Source organism: Pseudomonas vranovensis (assembly GCF_040438935.1).
Taxonomy (GTDB): Bacteria; Pseudomonadota; Gammaproteobacteria; order Pseudomonadales; family Pseudomonadaceae; genus Aquipseudomonas; species Aquipseudomonas vranovensis.
Window position 1 is genome coordinate 3,392,035 of the sequence record NZ_CP159259.1, and the last position, 21,508, is coordinate 3,413,542.

12 protein-coding genes are annotated in these 21,508 nt (G+C 62.0%); 6 read left to right on the plus strand and 6 right to left on the minus strand.

The features are described 5' to 3' along the window. The first annotated feature begins 37 nt into the window (after positions 1-37). Entirely contained in the window at positions 38-2,227 is a 2,190-nt protein-coding gene (locus ABVN19_RS15835) for a patatin-like phospholipase family protein (RefSeq protein ID WP_028944736.1), read from the plus strand. 6 nt (positions 2,228-2,233) lie between these two features. Here ABVN19_RS15835 and ABVN19_RS15840 read toward each other — a convergent pair whose 3' ends face one another. Together ABVN19_RS15840 and recQ are read right to left on the minus strand one after the other, a co-directional pair. Continuing rightward, positions 2,234-2,668 carry a MarR family transcriptional regulator gene (locus ABVN19_RS15840; protein ID WP_028944737.1) on the minus strand — a complete coding sequence of 145 codons (435 nt, stop codon included), beginning with the start codon at positions 2,666-2,668 and terminating at the stop codon, positions 2,234-2,236. 117 nt (positions 2,669-2,785) lie between these two features. Next, positions 2,786-4,921, minus strand: coding sequence for a DNA helicase RecQ (gene recQ / locus ABVN19_RS15845; protein WP_028944738.1), 2,136 nt, complete (start codon positions 4,919-4,921; stop codon positions 2,786-2,788). Between the two features lie 245 nt (positions 4,922-5,166). On the opposite strand from recQ, the gene ABVN19_RS15850 reads away from it, so the two are divergent. Further along, positions 5,167-5,754, plus strand: a complete 588-nt coding sequence (locus ABVN19_RS15850; protein WP_028944739.1) for a YecA family protein — start codon at positions 5,167-5,169, stop codon at positions 5,752-5,754. Positions 5,755-5,764: 10 nt separating this feature from the next. Then, entirely contained in the window at positions 5,765-6,130 is a 366-nt protein-coding gene (locus ABVN19_RS15855) for a YbaN family protein (protein ID WP_028944740.1), read from the plus strand. Positions 6,131-6,189: 59 nt separating this feature from the next. Here ABVN19_RS15855 and ABVN19_RS15860 read toward each other — a convergent pair whose 3' ends face one another. Continuing rightward, on the minus strand, positions 6,190-12,585 hold the full coding sequence (locus ABVN19_RS15860) for a retention module-containing protein (protein WP_353632760.1): 6,396 nt from the start codon (positions 12,583-12,585) through the stop codon (positions 6,190-6,192). 511 nt (positions 12,586-13,096) lie between these two features. Between ABVN19_RS15860 and ABVN19_RS15865 the strand changes: the two genes are divergently transcribed. Genes ABVN19_RS15865 through ABVN19_RS15875 form a run of 3 tightly spaced genes read left to right on the plus strand, consistent with a single transcriptional unit; the run spans position 13,097 to position 18,024 of the window. After that, positions 13,097-14,470, plus strand: coding sequence for a TolC family outer membrane protein (locus ABVN19_RS15865; RefSeq protein WP_028943200.1), 1,374 nt, complete (start codon positions 13,097-13,099; stop codon positions 14,468-14,470). Positions 14,471-14,500: 30 nt separating this feature from the next. Then, positions 14,501-16,657, plus strand: a complete 2,157-nt coding sequence (locus tag ABVN19_RS15870) for a type I secretion system permease/ATPase (protein ID WP_028943199.1) — start codon at positions 14,501-14,503, stop codon at positions 16,655-16,657. Between the two features lie 11 nt (positions 16,658-16,668). After that, positions 16,669-18,024: an HlyD family type I secretion periplasmic adaptor subunit gene (locus ABVN19_RS15875; protein ID WP_028943198.1), complete on the plus strand. Its 1,356-nt coding sequence runs from the start codon at positions 16,669-16,671 to the stop codon at positions 18,022-18,024. 59 nt (positions 18,025-18,083) lie between these two features. On the opposite strand, the gene ABVN19_RS15880 is transcribed toward ABVN19_RS15875, so the two are convergent. The 3 genes from ABVN19_RS15880 to ABVN19_RS15890 form a co-directional block, all read right to left on the minus strand. Beyond that, positions 18,084-18,719 (minus strand): DTW domain-containing protein, encoded by a 636-nt coding sequence (locus tag ABVN19_RS15880; RefSeq protein ID WP_051270496.1) that lies wholly within the window; start codon positions 18,717-18,719, stop codon positions 18,084-18,086. Between the two features lie 78 nt (positions 18,720-18,797). Beyond that, positions 18,798-20,363, minus strand: a complete 1,566-nt coding sequence (locus tag ABVN19_RS15885) for a PAS domain-containing methyl-accepting chemotaxis protein (protein WP_028943197.1) — start codon at positions 20,361-20,363, stop codon at positions 18,798-18,800. A gap of 135 nt (positions 20,364-20,498) precedes the next feature. Beyond that, on the minus strand, positions 20,499-21,392 hold the full coding sequence (locus tag ABVN19_RS15890) for a LysR family transcriptional regulator (protein ID WP_028943196.1): 894 nt from the start codon (positions 21,390-21,392) through the stop codon (positions 20,499-20,501). Between the last annotated feature and the right edge of the window lie 116 nt (positions 21,393-21,508).

Sequence of the window (21,508 nt, forward strand, 5' to 3'; positions counted from 1 at the left end):
ATACTAGCGGTCTTTAGCCTTAGCTCCGAGAGCCATGATGCACCGCCTGCTGTTGAGCCTGCTGCTGTTCGTCGTTTCCTTTCCACTTCTGGCTGCCGAACCACCACGACCGAAAGTCGGCCTGGTGCTGTCGGGCGGTGCCGCTCGTGGCCTGGCCCATATCGGTGTGCTCAAGGCCCTGGAGGAGCAAGGTATCCAGGTCGATGCCATCGCCGGCACCAGTATGGGCGCGGTGGTCGGCGGCCTGTACGCCTCCGGCTACAAAGTCGAAGAGCTGGAAAAGCTCGCCCTGGGTATCGACTGGCAACAGGCGCTGTCGGACGCCCCGCCCCGCAAGGACGTCCCGTTCCGGCGCAAGCAGGATGATCGTGACTTTCTGGTCCAACAGAAGCTGAGCTTTCGCGACGATGGCAGCCTTGGCCTGCCGCTGGGGGTGATCCAGGGACAGAACCTGGCCCTGCTGCTGGAAAGCATGCTTGCCCATACCAGTGACACCCGTGACTTCGACAAACTGCCAATTCCGTTCCGCGCAGTGGCCACCGACATCGCCAGCGGCGAGAAAGTGGTATTCCGCCGTGGTCACCTGCCCCAGGTAATTCGCGCCAGCATGTCGATCCCGGCGGTGTTCGCCCCGGTGGAACTGGATGGCCGCCTGCTGGTGGATGGCGGCATGGTCGATAACATTCCCCTGGACGTCGCCCGCGAGATGGGCGTCGACATGGCGATCGTCGTTGATATCGGCACCCCGTTGCGCAGCCGCAAAGAGTTGGCAACCGTGGTCGATGTGCTCAATCAGTCGATCACCCTGATGACCCGTCGCAACTCCGAAGAGCAGTTGGCAGCCCTGCACCGTGACGACATCCTGATCCAGCCGCCGCTGGCCAGCTTCGGTGTGACCGACTTTGGCCGTGCCCAGGAAATGATCGATGCCGGCTACCGGGCCGCCCGCGCCCTGGACGCGCGCCTGGCGGTGCTCAAGCGTCCGGAAAACATCGATGCCGAACTGGATGTCGCCCGCTCGCCAAGCCAGCGCAATCCGGTGATCACCGCTATCAGGATCGAGAACGACTCCAAGGTCAGCGATGACGTGATCCGCTTCTATATTCGCCAGCCGATCGGTGAGCCACTGGAACTGGGTCGCCTGCAGACCGACATGGGTACCCTGTATGGCCTGGACTACTTCGATCGGGTCCAATACCGGGTTGTCCACAAGGGCAGCGACAACACCCTGGTGATCAACGCCCGCGGTCGACGCGGCGGTACCGACTACCTGCGCCTGGGCCTGAACCTGTCGGATGACATGCGCGGCGACAGCGCCTTCAACATTGGCGCAAGCTATCGGGTCAACGGCATCAACGAGCTGGGCGCCGAATGGCTGACCCGGGCGCAGATTGGTGATCAGCAGGAACTCTACAGCGAGTTCTATCAACCACTGGATGCCGGCTCGCGCTACTTCGTCGCCCCCTACCTGGACCTGGGCTCACAGAATGTCGAAGCCACTCTGGACGACGACCCGGTAGCCGAATACCGCCTGCAGCGCTACGGCTTCGGCCTGAACCTGGGCCGCCAGATAGGCAACAGCGGTGAAGTACGCTTTGGTGTCGGCCAGGCCTGGGGCAAGGCGGATGTACGCATCGGCGACCAGGACCTGCCGCATTTCAGCTTCAACGAGGGCTTCTACGAGCTGAAGTACTCCTTCGACACCCTGGACAACGTTTACTTCCCGCACGAAGGTGAAGACATCAGCCTGACCCTGCGGCAGTTCGAGCCGGACCTTGGCTCTGACCAGCGTTACCGGCAGTGGAACTTCAAACTGGACAAGGCCTTGAGCAGCGGGCCCAACACCTGGGTACTGGGCACCCAGTACGGTCGCACGCTGGATGACGCCGATGTGATCACTTCAAGCTTTGTGTTCGGCGGTGCCAGGCAGCTTTCAGGCTTTCGCCAGGACTCGGTGTCCGGCCAGAACATGAGCCTGATGCGCGTGGTCTATTACCGCAGGCTGACCCCACGCGCCTACCTGCCGCTGGACTTCCCGCTGTACCTGGGCGGGTCGCTCGAGCGAGGCAGGGCCTGGAACAATGACAACGAGTTCGACAGTGGCTACATCAATGCAGCCAGCATCTTCGTTGGGTTCGAGACGCCCCTGGGACCGCTGAACTTCAGCTACGGGGCAAACAGCGAGAATCAGAAGGCGTTGTACCTGAACCTGGGTCACACCTTCTGAACTACGTCAGGACTTTTCGAGGTTGGCGAGGATACGCGCGTGGACCTTCATGCACACGCGCAACTCTTCTTCGTCGACTCCGGTAAAGAGCTCGGCGCGCAAGGCGTTGGCGATGGTTTCGATCTGCTCGATCAGCGGCTTGGCCGGCGGGCACAAATGGATTTTCTTTGCGCGGCGGTCTTCAAGGACAGCCTGGCGGCGCACCAGCCCCTGGGATTCAAGGCTGTCGAGCAGGCGCGCCAAGGTGGGACCTTCAACGCCGACGCTCTGGGCCAGCTCGCGCTGGGTGGGGGCCTCATCGAAACGCGCCAGGTGCAACAACACCAGCCAGCGGGCCTGGGACAGATTCAACCCGGCCAGGCGACGGTCCAGCTCGGCACGCCAGCCTCGGGACATCTGGGCTATCTGCATTCCGAAGCGGTGGTGGTCAGTCAACGGCATAAAAAACTCATCATCAGAACTAATTATTAGCCAGCTAACCATGACCCTGCGTAACAGGCAAGGCTCATAAAGCCGCCCGCTACCCGGTAATCGTTAGAAATGATGACAAACCTTGCATTACATTTCGAATTCAGCGGCCAATGCTGCACGCACGCAATACAACACACCCTCCGGCACCCGTGTACCAAACTGCTCGGCGATGGCCGATACAGGTGGTAGCTCGCCCTCGCCGTCAAGGAACGCATCCTGGACTTCCGCCAGCAGGTCTTCGGGCAGGTCCAGGGCCTGCTCCAACGACAATTGCTGGCGGCCAATGGCCTCGGCCAGCATGCTGTAGACGTTCTTTTCGCTGCAATTGAGCTGCCCGGCGATCTGCGCCGGCGTCATGCCGGCACGGGCGAGGCTGGTGAGTTCGTGACGCAGGTCAGCCACCACCGGTGGCGCCTCGGCCGCCCCCCCCAACACTTCGAGGAAGGCCTCGCCATAGCGCTCGAGCTTGCGCGCCCCCACACCGCTGACCCGGGCCATTTCACTGAGGCTGGCGGGTTGGCTGCGCAGCATTTCCAGCAAGGTCGAATCAGGGAAGATGACGTACGGCGGCACGCCATGCTCTTCGGCCAGCTTGCGTCGCAAGGCACGCAAGGCTTCCCACTGCTCGCGCTCCTCGCCACGCACCAGCTGGCTGGCCGGGCTGCCGCCAATGCTGCTGCCCTTGCTGGTGGTTTGCGGCTTGAGGTCGCGACGCAGTTCCAGGCTGATCTCACCGCGCAGCAACGGCCTGCAGGTGTCGGACAGACGCAGGCCGCCGTAGCCTTCAAGGTCGATATCGGCCAGCCCACGGGCAACCAGCTGGCGGAACAATGAACGCCACTCGCCTTCGGAGCGGTCCTTGCCGACGCCGTACACAGCCAGCTTTTCATGACCGAAGTTGCGGATTTTTTCGTTGTCGCGGCCCAGCAGTACATCCACAAGATGGCCCACGCCATAGCGCTGACCGGTGCGGTACACCGCTGACAATGCCTGGCGTGCAGGCTCGGTCGCGTCCCAGGTCTGCACGCCATCGATGCAGTTGTCGCAGTGCCCGCACGGTTGCAGCAGCTCTTCATCGAAGTAGTTGAGCAGGATCTGCCGGCGGCAACGGGTTTCTTCACACAAGGCGAGCATGGCGTCGAGCTTGTGTTGTTCGATACGCTTGTGGCGCTCGTCCCCTTCGGAGTTCTGCAACATCTGCTTGAGCATCACCATGTCCTGCAGACCATAGGCCATCCAGGCATCTGCGGGCAGGCCATCTCGGCCGGCCCGGCCGGTTTCCTGATAGTAGGCTTCCAGCGACTTGGGCAGGTCCAGGTGGGCAACGAAGCGCACGTTGGGTTTGTCGATGCCCATGCCGAAAGCAATGGTAGCAACCATGATCAGGCCTTCCTCGTTGAGGAAGCGTCGCTGGTTGGCGGCACGGGTCTCGGCAGGCAGGCCGGCATGGTAAGGCAGTGCCGGAAAGCCCTGGTCGCACAGGTAGGCGGCCACGTCGTCGACCTTCTTGCGCGACAGACAATAGACGATACCGGCGTTGCCGCGGCGCTCACCCAGGAACGCCAGCAACTGCTTGCGCGGCTGCTCCTTGGGCACGATGCGGTAGAAAATGTTCGGGCGGTCGAAGCTGGAGAGAAAGCGCTCGGCATTCTGCAGGTGCAGGCGCGTGACGATTTCTTCGCGGGTGCGCATGTCTGCGGTGGCGGTCAGGGCAATACGCGGCACATCGGGGAACAGCTCGGCCAGTTGCCCCAGCTGCAGGTACTCAGGGCGGAAGTCGTGACCCCATTGCGAAACGCAGTGGGCCTCGTCGATGGCGAACAGGGCGATATCCAGGGTGCGCAGGAAGTCCAGCATGCGTGGCTGCACCAGGCGCTCCGGCGCCAGGTAAAGCATTTTTACCTCGCCCCGGCGGATGCGTGCGGCGAGCTCGCGTTGCTGTTCGGCACTCAGGGTGGAGTTCAGGGAGGCGGCGGCCACCCCCAGCTCGTCGAGGGTCGCCACCTGGTCTTCCATCAGCGCGATCAGGGGCGACACCACCACCGCCAGGCCAGGTCTCAACAGCGCCGGCACCTGGAAGCACAGGGACTTGCCGCCCCCGGTGGGCATCAGCACCAGCGCATCGCCACCCTTGGCCACGCGTTCGATGATCGCGCCCTGGCGACCCCGAAAACTGTCATAGCCGAAGATGTCCTTGAGGACGCGCTGAGCCTGTTCGAGCATAAAAACTCCAAAAATCGCAAAACCATCCTGGGCACAGGCTGGATGAAAACCTTCCCCGCTACACCCGAAATTGCGTAAGCGGCTTTTACCCGGGCCTTGCCACACGGACGGCCTAGGGTAAAAGCGGGGCATTATACCGGAGCCTGCGGCTTCGCAGGATGCTCAGCGATAGACGTCTTCCTTTGCCTTGATTGCGCTGCAAGGTGCTAGAATTCAGTATCGTTTATTCCCAAGGTAGCCCCGTAATGTCCTTCGCCGAGCAATTGACCCGCCTGCAAGCCTTCCTCGACGCCGACGAGCTGCACGAAGAGGCGCTGGACTACGTTGCCGCCCACGGCTACATGACCGCGCTGTCTATCTGCTCCGAGCAGGTCCCAGACCGCGAATGGATCGACGCCCTGTTCGCTGAAGAGCCGCATTACAAGGACGACGCCCAGCGCGAAGAGATCGAAACCACCCTGCTCGCCCTCAAGGCCCACATCGCCCGCCAACTGGCCAGCGACGAAGAGTTCGAGCTGCCCTGCGACCTGGACCTGGGCGAAGAGCCGGATGATTCCGACCTGCGCGGCTGGTGCATCGGTTTCATGGAAGGCGTGTTCCTGCGCGAAGAAGCCTGGTTCGAGTCGGCCGAGGAAGAAGTCAGCGAAATGCTCCTGCCGATCATGGTCGGCTCCGGCCTGTTCGATGAACAACCCGAGTTCGCCGACATCGCCAGCGATGCCAACCTGATGGACGACATGATCGTGCAGATCCCCGAGGCGCTGACTGCGCTGTACTTGCTGCTGCACGCACCGGACGAAAAACCAGCACTGCTCAAACCACGTCACCACTGAGTTGGCGTCGGTGCGCTACCTGCTGCTGGCCATCGGCTGGCTCAGCGTCGCGTTGGGGGTGATTGGCATTTTCCTGCCGGTATTGCCGACCACCCCGTTTCTGCTCCTGGCCGCGGCCTGCTTTGCCCGCAGTTCTCCTCGCTTTCATGACTGGTTGATCAACCACCCACGCCTCGGCCCCTGGATTCGTGACTATTTGAGTGGCGAAGGTATTCCACTCAAGGGCAAGGTCTACGCCATTGGCCTGATGTGGCTGAGCATTGGCTTGTCGTGCTACCTGGTGCCGCTGGTGTGGGCGCGCGGATTCATGCTGACCAGCGCAGTGCTGGTCAGTATCTACATCCTGCGGCAGAAGACGTTGCGTCGCCCTTCATGAGCATCGCGGGGCAAGCTCGCTCCCACCAGATGCAGGAGCGGGCTTGCCCCGCGATGGTTTCACACCGTATCCACCTTCAACGAATGATCATTGAGCATCCCATTGATGATGGTCGCGGTATCCTGCCCTGCCGCAATCACCCCGCCAGCCCCCGCTGTCACGCCGTAATGCTGAGCCAGGTTGACCCCCGCCAGGTCTATCGTCTGTACCGGCGCAGCACCCGCCACCGCACTGACCTCGATGGTCGACACAACCCCCGTCCCACTGCCCGTCACCTTGAAGTGCAGGTAATCATCCAGCGATGCGGAAGTCGCATTCTCCCCCTGCAGCAGTTGTGAAAGGTCGAGCCGGTCGGTCCCCGGCGTGAAGTCCGTCACCAGATCATGGCCGTTGTTGCCTTGTTGCCAGAGGAAAGTGTCGCTACCGGCACCGCCTGTGAGGGTGTTGTTGCCAGGCCCACCGACCAGCACATCGTCACCGCCGCCACCGAGCAAGGTGTCGTTGCCCAGTCCGCCCTTGAGCAGGTTGGCCAAGTCATTGCCGGTCAGGGTGTCGCTATGGTCGGAGCCGACCAGGTTCTCGATACCGGTCAGCGTATCGGTACCTGCACCCAGGGTATTCTGTGCACCCGTGGTATTCAGGCTGACCGTAACCCCACTGGCCGCCCCCGCATAACTGGCGGTATCAATACCCGCGCCGCCATCGAGCACGTCGTTTCCGGCACCTCCAATCAGCAAATCGTTGCCGTCTCCCCCGTGCAGTGTGTCGTCGCCGTCCCCCCCGATCAGCACGTCGTTGCCTGCTCCGGCATTGAGCGTGTCGTTGCCCGCGCCCGCCAGCAAGGTGTCGCCACCGTCAGTACCGGTGAGGGTGCTGCCTGCGTGGTAGGTGATATCGACGTTGCCGGTACTGCTGCCACCATGACCGTCACTGACGGCGTAGGTACCGTTGTACACCTCCGGCTGCGTGCCGGAATAGTCGACGGTCATGGTCAGGTTATAGAACTCGGCCGCGTTGGCATTGCTTCCGGAGGTATTGCTCAGGTTGACCACATGGATGCTGTAGACCCCATCGTGGCTGGCCGTAAACGAGCCACCGTTGAGGAGGTCGTCATAGCTGCCCGTGGCATCCTTCCACTGCAACAGGATGTTCCCCTCGGCAACGTCATGTTGGAGGGTAAGTTTCTCGCCCCTCTTCAACGTCACGGTCAACACGTCTTCATCATTGGCGCTGCTCGTGGAGACGGCACCCAGGTAGCCATTGACGATCAATGCAGCGGTAGTGACATTGGCCGCGCCCCTGAAGGCACTGCGGTCCAGGGACTTCTCCCGGTTGCTCAAACTGCTGCCGGTACCGTTGAAATCAATCTGTTGCGCTGCAGCGTTGGTCACGGTGAAGCCCGCGCCCTTGGCCTCCCACCCCGTGTTGAACAAAGCGGTACCTGTGTTCAGCCGATCATTGTCGGCATCGCTGTCGTTGGCCAGCAAAGCTTCGGCCGGCACCACAATGTTGCTGGAGAGCACGTTGGTGATGATGTGGTCAGGCGCCGCTACCGGCGCCGTATTGCCGTGGACGTTCACCGTGAGGTTGGCGCTGCTCAGGTCACCATCGTTGTCGCTGGCGGTGAAGCCGATATTCTCAATCCGCGTCGTACCGTCGTCCTTGGGCGGCGTATAGGTGAATTCACCGGTGTCCATGTCCACCACCAAGGTACCGCCCGCCACGGTCTTGATGTTGAACGTGTTGGTGACCGTATCGAAAGTGCCCCGGTCCGTACCCGTGGCGGTGTAGCTGCCTTGCCCGTTGTTGGCCTTGGGGTCGTAGGTGTAGGTGGTGCCATCGATCAGCAACGACTTGATAAAGCCGCCATCGGCGCCGAAGTGCCCATCGGTCATCAGGTTGCCGGTGATCGGTGCGCCCTGGACCGTACCCGACAACACCTGGTTCAGGACATTGAGGTTGGTGACCACCACGGCATTGGTGTCGGTGTGGGTGCTGCCATCGTAGGCCAGCGGGTTGAGGTTACTGACATTGACACCATTACCCAGGCCAATGGCGTAGGTCTTGATCCCGTTGTCGTCCAGGAACGTTTTCCAGTCCGCCTCTTCCTGCGCATTTATTCCCCGGTCGTTAGGGTTCGGGTCACCATCAGAGAAGAAGTAACCCACGTTCTGCGCACCGGCAATCTTGCCGCTGGTCACAAAGGCCGATTGTGCGGCGGCGACCGCCGCATCGTAGTTGGTGTTGCCACCAGCACTGAGTCCTGCAACATAAGCCTTGGCATCGGCAACAGACAGCCAGACAGTCATCGGGGCCGACGCATTGGTTCCGAAGGTGACAATCTGGACTTTGACATCGCCCATTTCATCGTATTTGTCGAGCAGGGTATTGATCGCTTGCTTGGACAGTTGCAAACGCGTCAGCCCGTTAACCCCGGATGCGCTAGTCATACTGCCAGACACGTCGATGATCAGCAGCAGGTTGGAGTCGACTTGCCCCGGCGTGATCGAACGCTCGGCGCCCACCACCGCAGGCACGTCATCGACGATGGTCACATCCAGGCTGGCGTTGGCCGAACTGCCGTCGCTGTCGGTTGCCGTGACAGTGATGCTGTCGAACAGGTTGTTGACGCCACCGGCATCCGGATGGCTTTCGTTGTCCAGCAAGGTGTAGGTGTAACTGACTACCCCCGTGCTCGGGTTGTAGCCGGTGATGGTCAACGAATTACCCAGCGGCGTGGTGCCCGTTTGCGGAAAGCCGCTGACCACACCATTGGTGACCACACTGATGCCGCCCACGGTCAGGGTTTGCAGGCCATCGGGAGCCGTCACGGTGAAGGTTCCCGAGCGGGTCAGCGCCGACGCATCCGGGCTGCTGCCATCACTGAGGTTCTTCTCGTAGACGGTGTGTTCGCCACCGGTTACATCCAGGCCGTTGATCACGACCGGGTTGTCCAGGTTGCTGACGTTCAGCACCAGGTTGGCCGTGCTGACATCGCCATCGGCATCGGTCAGGGTATAGGTAAAGGTGTCTGTACCCGTTCCGCCGCCGTGCAGGTCGATGAAGTCCGGATCGGCAGTATTCAACGTGTAGGTGTAGGTACCGTCTGCAGCCAGCACCAGGGTTCCGTATTTGCCGGTATAGGTGCCGGCGGTGATCGGGCCAGCCACGCGGTCGGCGCCCTGCACGTCGTTGGTCAGCACGTTGCCGGTGAGGGTCAGCTGGGTCTCGGTGGCCGTCACGGTATTGCTGTCGGCATGTGCGGTCGGCACGTCATCGACGATATTCACATCGATGTTGCCACTGGCGGTACTGCCGTCGGTGTCAGTGACCACCACCGCGAAGCTTTCGCCGAGGCTGTTGGTTCCTGCACCTGCCGCATGGGCTTCGTTGTCGCCCAGGGTGTAGCTGTAGGTGACCACGCCCGTTGCCGGATCAAAACCGGTGATGGTCAGCGTGTTGCCCAGCGGGGTGTTGATGACTTGCGGGAAGCTGTTCGCCACCCCACCCGTGATCACGCTCACGCCATGCACCGTCATGCTCTGCACACCGTCCGGTGCGCTGATGGTGAAGCTGCCGGTCTGGGTCAGTGCCGAGGGATTCGGGGCGCTGCCGTCACCCAGGTTCTTCTCGAAAACGGTCAGCTCGCCTCCGTTCACATTCAGGCCGTTGATGACGACCGGGTCGTTGAGGTTGCTGACGTTCAGGGTCAGGGTCGCGGTGGTGCTATCGCCATCGGCATCGTTGAGGGTGTAGGTGAATGTCTCGACGCCGTTGCCGCCACCGTGCAGGTTGATGAAGTCCGGGTCGGCGGTGTTCAGGGTGTAGGTATAGGTGCCGTCAGCCGCCAGCACCAGGGTGCCGTAGGTGCCGGTGAAGGTGCCCGCAGTGATCGGGCCAGCCACGCGGTCGGCGCCCTGCACGTCGTTGGTCAGCACGTTGCCGGTGAGGGTCAGCTGGGTCTCGGTGGCCGTCACGGCATTGCTGTCGGCATGTGCGGTCGGCACGTCATCGACGATATTCACATCGATGTTGCCACTGGCGGTACTGCCGTCGGTGTCAGTCACCACCACCGCGAAGCTTTCGCCGAGGCTGTTGGTTCCTGCACCTGCCGCATGGGCTTCGTTGTCGCCCAGGGTGTAGCTGTAGGTGACCACACCCGTTGCCGGATCAAAACCGGTGATGGTCAGCGTGTTGCCCAACGGGGTGTTGATGACTTGCGGGAAGCTGTTCGCCACCCCACCCGTGATCACGCTCACGCCATGCACCGTCATGCTCTGCACACCGTCCGGTGCGCTGATGGTGAAGCTGCCGGTCTGGGTCAGTGCCGAGGGATTCGGGGCGCTGCCGTCACCCAGGTTCTTCTCGAAAACGGTCAGCTCGCCTCCGTTCACATTCAGGCCGTTGATGACGACCGGGTCGTTGAGGTTGCTGACGTTCAGGGTCAGGGTCGCGGTGGTGCTATCGCCATCGGCATCGTTGAGGGTGTAGGTGAATGTCTCGACGCCGTTGCCGCCACCGTGCAGGTTGATGAAGTCCGGATCGGCGGTGTTCAGGGTGTAGGTGTAGGTGCCGTCAGCCGCCAGCACCAGGGTGCCGTAGGTGCCGGTGAAGGTGCCGGCGGTGATCGGGCCAGCCACGCGGTCGGCGCCCTGCACGTCGTTGGTCAGCACGTTGCCGGTGAGGGTCAGCTGGTTTTCGGTAGCGGTCACAGAATTACTGTCGGCATTCGCCGTCGGTACGTCATCAACGACCGTGACGCTGAAATTCACGCTGGCTGTGCTGCCATCGCTATCGGTCCCTACCACCGTGAAGCTTTCAGTGAGGTTGTTGACACCGCCACCACCGGCATGAGCATCAGTGCCCTGCAGGGTGTAGCTGTAACTCACCTCTCCTGTGGCCGGGTTGAAACCGGTGATGGTCCAAGTGTTGTTCAGGCCTGTGGTAAGCGATTGCGGGAAAGTATTGGCCACCCCGCCACTGATCACGCTGATTCCGCCGACAGTCAGCGAGTCCAGACCATCGACGGCCTTGATGGTGAACGATCCGCTGCGGGTCAATGCAGCGATATCCGGGCTGCTGCCATCGGCCAGGTTTTTCTCGAACAACACCAGTGCGCCGCCATTGATGCCCAGGCCGTTGATTTCCACCGGGTCATTCAGGTTGCTGACGTTAAGCACCAGGTTGGCCGTGCTGGTATCGCCATCGGCGTCTTTCAGGGTGTAGGTAAAGGTCTCGATGCCATTGCCTCCCCCCTTCAGGTTGATGAAGTCCGGATCGGCAGTGTTCAGGGTATAGGTGTAGGTACCGTCTGCCGCCAGCACCAGGGTGCCGTAAGTACCGGTAAAGGTGCCTGCGGTGATGGGCCCGGAGGCCACGCGATCGGCGCCCTGCACATCATTGGTCAGCACGTTGCCGGTCAAGGTCAGCTGGTTTTCGGTGGCGGTAGCCGCGTTGGTGTCGCCTACTGCGCGGGGCACATCGTCAATGATGGTGACATCCAGGGAGCCACTGGCCACATCGCCATCGGTGTCGCTGACCAGCACTGTAAAGCTTTCGCCCAGCCCATTGGCGCCCTCGCCGGCCGCATGCGCCTCGGCACCTGCAAGGGTGTAGCTGTAGCTGACGACACCCGTTGCCGCATCGTAACCGGTGATGGTCAGCACATTACCAAGCCCGGTGGTGATGGATTGCCCCACGCCGGTCACCGCGCCAGCAGTCACCACGTTGATACCACCGACATTGAGGTTGAACACCCCGTCTGGTGCCACCACCGTGAAGCTACCGGCCTGGGTCAAGGCAGCCGGGTTGCTGGCCGACCCCTGCGCCAGGTTGGCCTCGTTCAAGCTCAGCTCGCCACCGCCTACCGCCAGGCCTTCAAGGCTGACCGGATTGTCTGCTGGCGGCTCGGGTGGCGCCACTAACGCTGGAGGGGCGTCATTGTTGTTGATCAAACCGACATCCAGTTCCGCCAGTTCCGGAAAGCCGTTAAAGCCCGCCGTCGGAAAGCCGATCACCGGATCCACCCGCCCGGCTACTTCACTGAGCAACACGAAAGAGTGGCCACCGCCCAATGCCCCCGACCCACTGCCACTGCCGGGCCCCGCTGCGGTTGGTTCAGCTTCCTGGCTCGGGTCAGTGCCGGCAGCAATGGCTTGCTGGAGTTTTTCCACATCGGTCAGCTGCGCCTGACTCGGCGTCAACGACTCGGGTGTGTCCACATGAGGCACGCGGTTGGCCAGTAGATCTGCCGACAGCTGCAAGCTGCTACCACGCCCCAGGGTCAGCTCGGCACCATTTTGCAAATGAACGGCCACGGCACCCGCAAGGCCTGTGTCCAATTGTTCACCTACAAACAGCCGATCGCCTTCAGCCAGCGCCCGGCGTGTCCCGTCACTGGCAACCGCGAAGACTTCTCCGACAACTTTGCTGACGACACCGATTAATTTGGCCATGGGCGCTCTCCTGGGTTGCAGAACGGTTTCACAGGAAAGTGCTTTGAACTCGCGTGGAAGGGCCGTCAGGACTGTCCTGGGCCAACACCCGGAATGCGCGGCCAGCGAAGTCGATTGCACTGCAATCGACGCTTCGCTGGCAGTGTCCCGGGTTAGCGGAAAAGTGGTCTGGCCTTTTGGCATCTGCCAATAAATTGTCGCCAGCTAGCGCTTTTCCTCCCTCCCCACCGCTACATCCGTGCCCTTTGCTGCAAATGTACGTTGAACTTTCTCCGGCGCCCGAAAATACACACTGGCGTTGATTCAACCGGACCGCCTGATATCAACAATGTCGCGGTTTCCTTAGATCGCATAAGTTTTTTTTCGCATAACCCTTATGAAAAAATCTTCTTAGCTGGCTTTATAAATGTTCTTAGCTGTCTTGTTACAAGCCTGAAACGGTTTGAGCTAAAAAAACCGTCAAATTTATGGCGACAGCAATACCTTATTAGAAATCAGGGAGAAGTACCCCATGCGCGTTTTGACCCCCATCACCAGCGCAATTCTTTTGGCCATGGCATGTGCCAATGCTCAGGCGATGTCGATTACGGAAGCTGTGCAAAGCGCCGTGGACCAACATCCGGAAATCAACGCCAGCCGCAACAGCCGGCTCTCGGCAGATGAAGACGTCAAGGTAGCCAGAGGGGGCTACTTTCCAAGCGTCGACCTGGTCGGTGGTTATGGCCGCCAGCGCTCAGACAACACCAACACCCGCGGCTTCAATGCCGACGGTTCGCGCAACCACAACAAAGAAACCTTGACCTACACCCAGTCTGACCTGCGCCTGCGGCAGATGCTGTTCGACGGATTCAACACCCCCAACGAGGTGGGCCGTACCGAGGCCGTGGTCAACTCCCGCGCCTACTACACCCAGGCAACTGCCGAGAGCATTGCCCTGCGCGCCATCGAGGTGTACCTGGAGGTACTCAAGCGCCGCGAACTGGTCACCTTGGCCAAGAACAACCTGCAGGCTCACTTGCGCGTCAATGACCAGATCGGCCTGCGCAGCGAACGTGGTGTAGGCAGTAACGCCGACCGTGACCAGTCCACTGCCCGTCGCGCACTGGCAGAGAACAACCTGTACACCGCCGAAGTGGACCTGGCCGACGCCGAAGCCAACTTCTATAGCGTTATCGGCCGCCAGGCCGACGAACTGGAAACGCCGGTCACCATCAAGGGTGAAATGCCCCCCACCCTGCCCGACGCTCGGCAGGGCATGCTGGACAACAACCCCTACCTGAAATCGGCCCAGGCGGACGTGCAAGCCGCCGAGCAGCAGTACGAGGTGGCCAAGTCGCCGTTCTACCCACGCCTGGATGCCGTGCTGGCCACGGGTGCCAACAACAACACCGCAGGCCAGGTCGGCCACGACAACAACGACTGGCAGGCGGGTGTCGAGTTGAGCTACAACCTGTTCCGCGGCGGTAGCGACAAGGCACGCCTGCAATCCGATGCGCACAAGATCAACCAGGCCATGGACATCCGCAACAACGCCCTGCGTACGCTCAACGAGAACCTGGCGCTGTCGTGGAACGCCATGACCAACGCCCGCCTGCAAACCCCGACCGCCCGCGAATATGCCGACACCACCACCCGGGTGCGCGCGGCCTACCAGGATCAGTTTGGCCTGGGGCAACGAACCCTGCTCGACCTGCTCGACAGTGAGAACGAGTTGTACAACGCCAACCGCCGCTACACCGAAGTGCGCTACACCGAGGAGTTCTCGATGTACCGGGTACTGGCCAACATGGGTGAGCTGCTGACCAAGCAACGTATCTCGTTGCCGCCCGAGGCCATCGCCAAGAGCGAAGTGAAGAGCGAGGCGCGTTTGCCCGATATGCGCTGATCCCCCTCCACGCAGCAGGAGTAGGCCATTGTGACCAGCATGCAACCTGCAAGCCCTGCGACGGATCCGCGCCACAGTTTCGATGACCCGTTACTCGATGGACTGCTGATTCTCTGCAAGCTGCATGGTTGCACGGTCACGCGCGCTGGCCTCAGCGCCGGCCTGCCCTTGGCACAGCAACGCCTTGGCCTGGAGCTTCTGCCCCGGGCTGCCGCCCGCGCAGGCTTGCAGGCACGGGTGCTGCGCCGGGAATTGAGCGCCATCTCGGCGCTCAACCTGCCGGTGCTGTTGCTGCTCAAGGAAGGTCGATGTGCCGTGTTGCGGCGCTTTGGCGATGACGGCCGACTGCTGATCCTGCCCAGCGAGGCCGAAGGCGGCGAGCAATGGGTCAGCCGCGAGGAACTGAACCAGGCCTACAGTGGCGAGGCGTTGTTCGCTCGCCCCCGGCATGAACTCGAAGACTTGCGCGCACCGCTGATGCCACGGGTCAATGCCTGGTTTCGCGATACGCTCAAGCTGTCGCGCTGGCTGTACAGCGATGCCATTCTTGCCAGCCTGCTGATCAACTTGCTCGGCCTGATGGTGCCGCTGTTCGTCATGCAGACCTACGATCGGGTGGTGCCCAACCAGGCCCTCTCGACCTTGTGGGTCCTGGTCGCCGGCCTGCTGATCGGCACCCTCTTTGAACTGATACTGCGCGTGGTCCGCGCCCACTTGCTCGATCAGGCCGGCAAAAAAACCGACCTGATTCTTTCCGCCACCCTGTTCGAACGCATCACCGGCATGTCGATGAAAGCCCGCCCGGCCACCATCGGCGGATTTGCCCAGAGCATCCATGACTTCCAGGGGCTGCGCGAGTTTCTCACCGCCGTGACCCTGACCAGCATCATCGACCTGCCCTTCGTGGTGCTGATGCTCCTGGTCATCGGCCTGCTCGGTGGCTGGCTGGTGGTGATTCCGCTGGTCGCCTTTCCGGTGACCATTCTCTTTGCGCTGTTCATCCAGGTGCGCCTGCGCGACACCGTACAGAAAAGCCTGGCGCTCGGTGCCGTGCGCCAGGCCCTGTTGATCGAGACCCTGGGTGGCCTTGAAACCCTCAAGGCCTGCAGTGCTGAAAGCGAGCGCCAGTACCAGTGGGAAAGCACCCACGGCGCCCTCACCCGCCTCGACGCCCACGCCCGCAATCTCTCGGCCCTGGCCACCAATGGCACGCTGTTCATCCAGCAGTTCTGCGGCATGGCAACCATCGTTGCCGGCGTCTACAGCATCATCGCCGGCAACCTCAGCGTCGGTGCCCTGGTGGCCAGTTATATGCTCGGCAGCCGGGTACTGGCCCCACTGGGGCAGATCGCCGGGTTGATCACTCGCTACCAGCAAGCGCAGTTGACCATGCGCAGCACCGACGCCCTTATGGCCCTGCCCCAGGAGCGCCAGGCTGGCCAGCAACCGCTGGAGCGCACACAACTGCACGGCGCCCTCGAGGTCAGCCATGTCACCTTTCGCTATGGCGGACAGAACGCCGCCGCGCTCAATGGCGTGAGCTTCAGCGTCAAGCCGGGCGAACGTATCGGCATCATCGGTCGCAGCGGCTCGGGCAAAAGCACCTTGGCCCGCCTGATGATGGGGTTCTATGCCCCCGACGAAGGCCAGATACTCCTCGACAACCTCGACCTGCGCCAACTCGACATCGCCGACCTGCGCAACCAGATCGGCTACGTGGCCCACGACCTGCCCTTGCTGGCCGGCAGCCTGCGCGACAACCTCACCCTCGGCGCGCGCTACGTGAGCGATGCCCGCATGCTTGAAGTGGCCGAGCTCACCGGTGTCAGCGAACTGGCCCGCCAGCACCCGCAAGGCTTCGACCGTCCTGTGGGCGAGCGTGGCCAGCTGCTGTCCGGCGGCCAACGCCAGGCCGTACTACTGGCCAGGGCGATGCTGCTGGAGCCACCGATCATGATCCTCGACGAACCCACCAGCCACATGGATAACGCCAGCGAAGACCAGTTGCGTCATCGCCTGCACGACTGGGTCCAGGGCAAGACCCTGCTGCTGGTCACCCACCGTACCTCGATGCTCAGCCTGGTCGACCGCCTGCTGGTGCTGGACAACGGCAAGGTGGTCGCCGACGGACCGAAGGAAGCGGTCATCGATGCACTGCGTAAAGGTCGTGTCGGTACAGCCATCTAAGGGGGCGACTCATGTCCAGCAACCAAGGCCCGCGCAGCTACTTCCAGAGTTTCGGCAAGACTGCCGAACGCGACTACATGCCCGATGTGGCCGGCGCCACCCTGCAGGATTCCCCGCGTTTGTCGCGCATCACCGTATGGCTGGCGGCAGCGTTGATTCTGGTCGCCGTGGCCTGGGCCTGGTTCGCGGTGCTCGACGAAGTGACCATGGGTGAAGGCAAGGCGATCCCATCCAGCAAGGTGCAAGTGATCCAGAACCTGGAAGGCGGCATCGTTACCGAGATCTTCGTGCGCGAAGGCCAGATGGTGAACAAGGGCGATACCCTGCTGCGCCTGGACGACACGCGTTTCTTGTCCAACAAGGGGGAAAGCGAGGCCGATCGCTACGCCCTCACCGCACAGGTCGAACGCCTGTCGGCCGAAGCCGAGGGCCGGCCTTTCCAGGTCTCCGAGGAAGTGCGCAGCAAGGCACCCCAGGTGGCCGAAGATGAGCTGTCGCTGTTCCAGTCCCGCCTGCGGCGCCTTACCAGCGAAAAACAGACCCTCAATGAACAACTGCGGCAGAAAACCCAGGAGCTGGCCGAGTTTCGTTCCAAGGCCGAGCAATACCGCTCGGCCTTGGCCCTGCTGCAGCAGGAACTGAACATGTCGACCCCGCTGGTGGGCACCGGGGCGATCTCGCCGGTGGAGATCCTGCGACTCAAGCGCAGTACCGTAGAAGCCCGCGGCTCGCTGAACGCCACCACCCTGGCCATTCCCCGCGCCGAGGCGGCAGTGGCCGAGATCAAGAGCAAGATAGAAGAATCGGAAGCCGGCTTTCGCTCGGAGGCGGCCAAGGAGCTCAACGAGAAACGCACCGACCTGTCGAAGATCACCGCCTCGAGCATCGCCATCGATGACCGCGTCACCCGTACCACGGTGGTCTCACCCGTGCATGGCATCATCAAATTGCTCAAGGTCAACACCATCGGCGGCGTGGTACAGCCGGGCAGTGACCTGTTGGAGATCGTACCGCTGGAGGACAACCTGCTGATCGAGGCCAAGGTCCGCCCCCAGGACGTGGCGTTCTTGCATCCGGGGCAGACAGCGATGGTCAAGTTCAGCGCCTATGACTACACCATTTATGGCGGCTTGAAGGCCAAGCTCGAACTGATCAGTGCCGACACCGTGACCGACGACAAGGGCAATTCCTTCTACCTGATCCAGGTGCGCACCGACAAGAATCACCTCGGCGGCGACAACAAACCGCTGCTGATCATCCCCGGCATGACTGCCACGGTGGACATCATCACCGGACAGAAAAGCGTACTCGACTACTTGCTCAAACCCGTGCTCAAGGCGCGTACCGAGGCCATGCGCGAACGCTGATACCTCCGCTGCAACCCAACTTGTGGGAGCGGGCTTGCCCCGCGAAAGCGATCTACCCGTCACCCCTCATCGCGGGGCAAGCCCGCTCCCACTGAGCCCACGCTTACGTGGTTGCGTTCGTAGGTCTCGCGGCCCATTGCCTCGATCTGCCCTTCGATCAACGCCTCGAACGGCGTGAGCAAGGTATCGAAACTCACGGGTGCCTCCAACACATTCAACGCCTGCACCACCGCCTCCAGGGTCGACAACGCCCCTTCGGCCGGGGCCTTGCGCAAGCGGTAGCGTGACGGCAACACCTGCGCCAGGGTTACCCGCGGCAAGGCCGCCAGCGGCGGGTTCAGGTGCAGCAGCTTGCTCGCCTTGCGCCAGGTACCGTCGGGTACCACCAGCAGCCACGGGCGTTCATCGCCGTCGGCATAGCTCACCAGGGGCTGTGCATCGTCACCGGGAAACAGCAACGCACTTCGATATCCCGGCACCTCGATCAACCCCGCCAGGTCTTCAAACACCTCCCCCACCCGCAATTCGGCATTGCGCAACCCCAGTGCAGCCAGTTTTGCCGTGTTCAGAGCATGGCGAACTTCGCTGGGGTGCTGCAATACGAGCACGCGCGTACGGCTGTCGAGGGAGGGGATCAGCGGACAAAGGCAATGGGCTTGTGGGCGCAGGCAGCGCTCGCACTGGATTCTGGACATCGGGTTCTCCTGGGCGGGCAAAGTGTGCCACAGCAGTCCCGTAAAAAGCCCACTTCCCTGTGGGAGGGATGTAAAGGGTCAGCGGTTGAAGCGTTCGGCCAGGCTGTACAGGTAGTCGGCCATGCGCTCCAGATCCTGGCTGATCTCGGCCCCCTGCTTGGCTTGCCCGGCGCTGTGGTCACACAGCTGGGCGATACGGGTGATCTGCTGGTTGATGTCTTCGGCCACATGGCTCTGTTGCTCGGACGCCGTGGCCATCTGCTGGCTCATGCCGGTGATGCGGCTAACCGCCTGGGTGATACCCACCAGCGCCGACTGCACCGCTTCGACCCGCTGCACGCTGTCGCGGGATATCTGTTCGCCGCGACTGGCCGTCGACACCGCCCGATCCGCGCCGGCACGCAGTGAGGCGATGATCTGGTGGATTTCTTCTGTGGACGCCCGAGTGCGCTGGGCCAGGGAGCGAACTTCGTCGGCCACCACCGCAAAGCCGCGACCTTGCTCCCCCGCCCGCGCCGCCTCGATGGCAGCATTGAGCGCAAGCAGGTTGGTCTGCTCGGCAATCGAGGTAATCACATCCACCACACTGCCGATCGACTGGGTCTGGCCGGCCAGTTCGTTGACCGCCTGGCCGATATCACTGACCGCCTCGCTCATGCTACCCATGGCCCGCAGACTCTGCTGGGCCAGGTCACTGCCCTGCTGGGCCAGTTGATCGGCGTCGGCCGCTGCCGTGGCGGTGCTCTGCACGTTGTGGGTAACCTCCTGAATGGTTGCCGCCATTTGCGCAATAGCGGTGGCTGACTGGTCGGTTTCGCTGCGCTGGCGGTCCAGCATCTGCGCCTGCGCGCCAGACAGGTCCGAAGATTGCGCCGCACGCGACTTGACCCCCACTCCCGCATCCACCAGGCGGGTCAGGGCCGTTTGCAAACGCGCCTCCTCGCTCAGGATGGCCAGGTCCAGTTGCCCCTGCAAACCGCTGTTGCTGCTGTAGGTCAAGGCCACCAACGGGCTGGTGAACGCCTTGGGGTGTTCCGCCAGTGTGCGTTTGATCACCCGGTTCTGACGCGACTCGATCAAGTACCAGGCACTGAGCAGGCTGCTCATCAGTACTCCGAGGGCCGCATAGGGCGCCAGCCACAGGTAGCCGGCCGCCGACAGCGCGCCGGCACCCAGCAGGGGCCAGCCATGTTCGACCACCTCACCCGCGCGAGCAGCCCAGGACACGGCTGCCCGCCCCTGGCGCAGGCGCGCGTACAACGCCGTGGCGCGACGGACCTGCTCGCGGCTCGGCACCGAGCGCACCGACTCGTAGCCACTGACCCGACCATTCTCGTAGATGGCCGTCACATAAGCACTGACCCAGTAATAATCACCGTTCTTGGCCCGGTTCTTCACCACGCCCATCCACGGCTTGCCCTGTTTGATTGTTTCCCACATATGACCGAACACCGCAGGCGGCATGTCCGGGTGACGCACCAGGTTGTGTGGTTGCCCAAGCAATTCGTCGTAGGTAAAACCGCTGATGGCGACAAAAGCGTCGTTGCAATAGGTGATGCGGCTGTTGAGGTCGGTGGTGGAAATAAGCCGTTGATCGGCGGGGAAGGTTCTTTCGTGTTCTGTGACGGGCAAATTCATGCGCATCGGGCGGTCTCTGCTTGAAAGACGATGGGGACATTCATCAAAGCAGGTACAGGTTTAGCAGAGCCTTCATACCGGTGTTGCCAATAGTTTCAGGAATTTCGAGGGCCCTTCTGACATTTTCAGGGGCTCTTGCATTCAGGCGGGGGTCAACTGCGCCTTGAGCAGGTCGCGAAAGGTCTGGATCAAGGGTTCGCGGCTGCGGCCACGGCGGATGATCATGGAAAATGGCGCCTGGTAGCCGAAGGTTGCCGGCGACAGTACGCGCAAGTCACCCTTGTCGGCCCAGGCCTGGGCGTAGTGCTCCGGCAGATAGCCGATGTAGGCGCCCGACAGCACCAGAATCAGCTGCGCCTCCATACTCTCCACCGTGGCCGCACTGTGCTTGAAGCCGTGGCGGGCAAGCTCGGCCTGGCTCCAGTAGCCGCGTCCGACCATGCGCTGTTGAGTGATAACCTGCTCGGGAATGCGCCGCTCGTTGAACAGCGGGTGACGATTGCTGCAGTACAGCCAGTGCTGTTCGCGGTACAGCGGCTGATAGACCAGCCCGCTCATGCGAGTGGAGAAGGCACCGATGGCCAGGTCCAGGCGGTTGTCCTGCACGCCCAGTTGCAACTCGTAGGGGCTCGAGACCGACAGGTGCAGGTGAACAGCCGGGTGTTCCTGGCTGTAGGCGCCGATGGCCTCGGCCAGGGGCAAGGCACGGTCACCAACGGTGGAGTCGATCACCCCAAGGTTCAGCGTGCCGCGCAACTCGCCCTTGAGGGCGGCCGCGTACTGCTCGAAGCCGTCCATTTCCGCCAGCAGGCGCAAGGTCTCCTGGTGGAACAGCTCGCCCTTGCTGGTCAGGCTGAAGCCGCCTCGCCCTCGATGGCACAGCACGATGCCCAGTGCCGCTTCGAGCTGGCTCATGTAGGTGCTGATGGCCGAGGTCGAGAGGTTCAGTTCGCGCTGGGCGCTGGCGAAACCCTGGTGGCGTACCACGCTGACGAAGATACGCAGGAGTTTCAGGTCAGGCAGTGCAGAGGCCATGGAAAGCGGAGTCCGAAAGGCGGCAAGTGGCAAAAGTCTAACCAGATTCTCGGCATTAGTTTAGAAAAACATGAACTAAGTATTTGCCTGTAGCGATTCTTTTCGAGCACTACCTT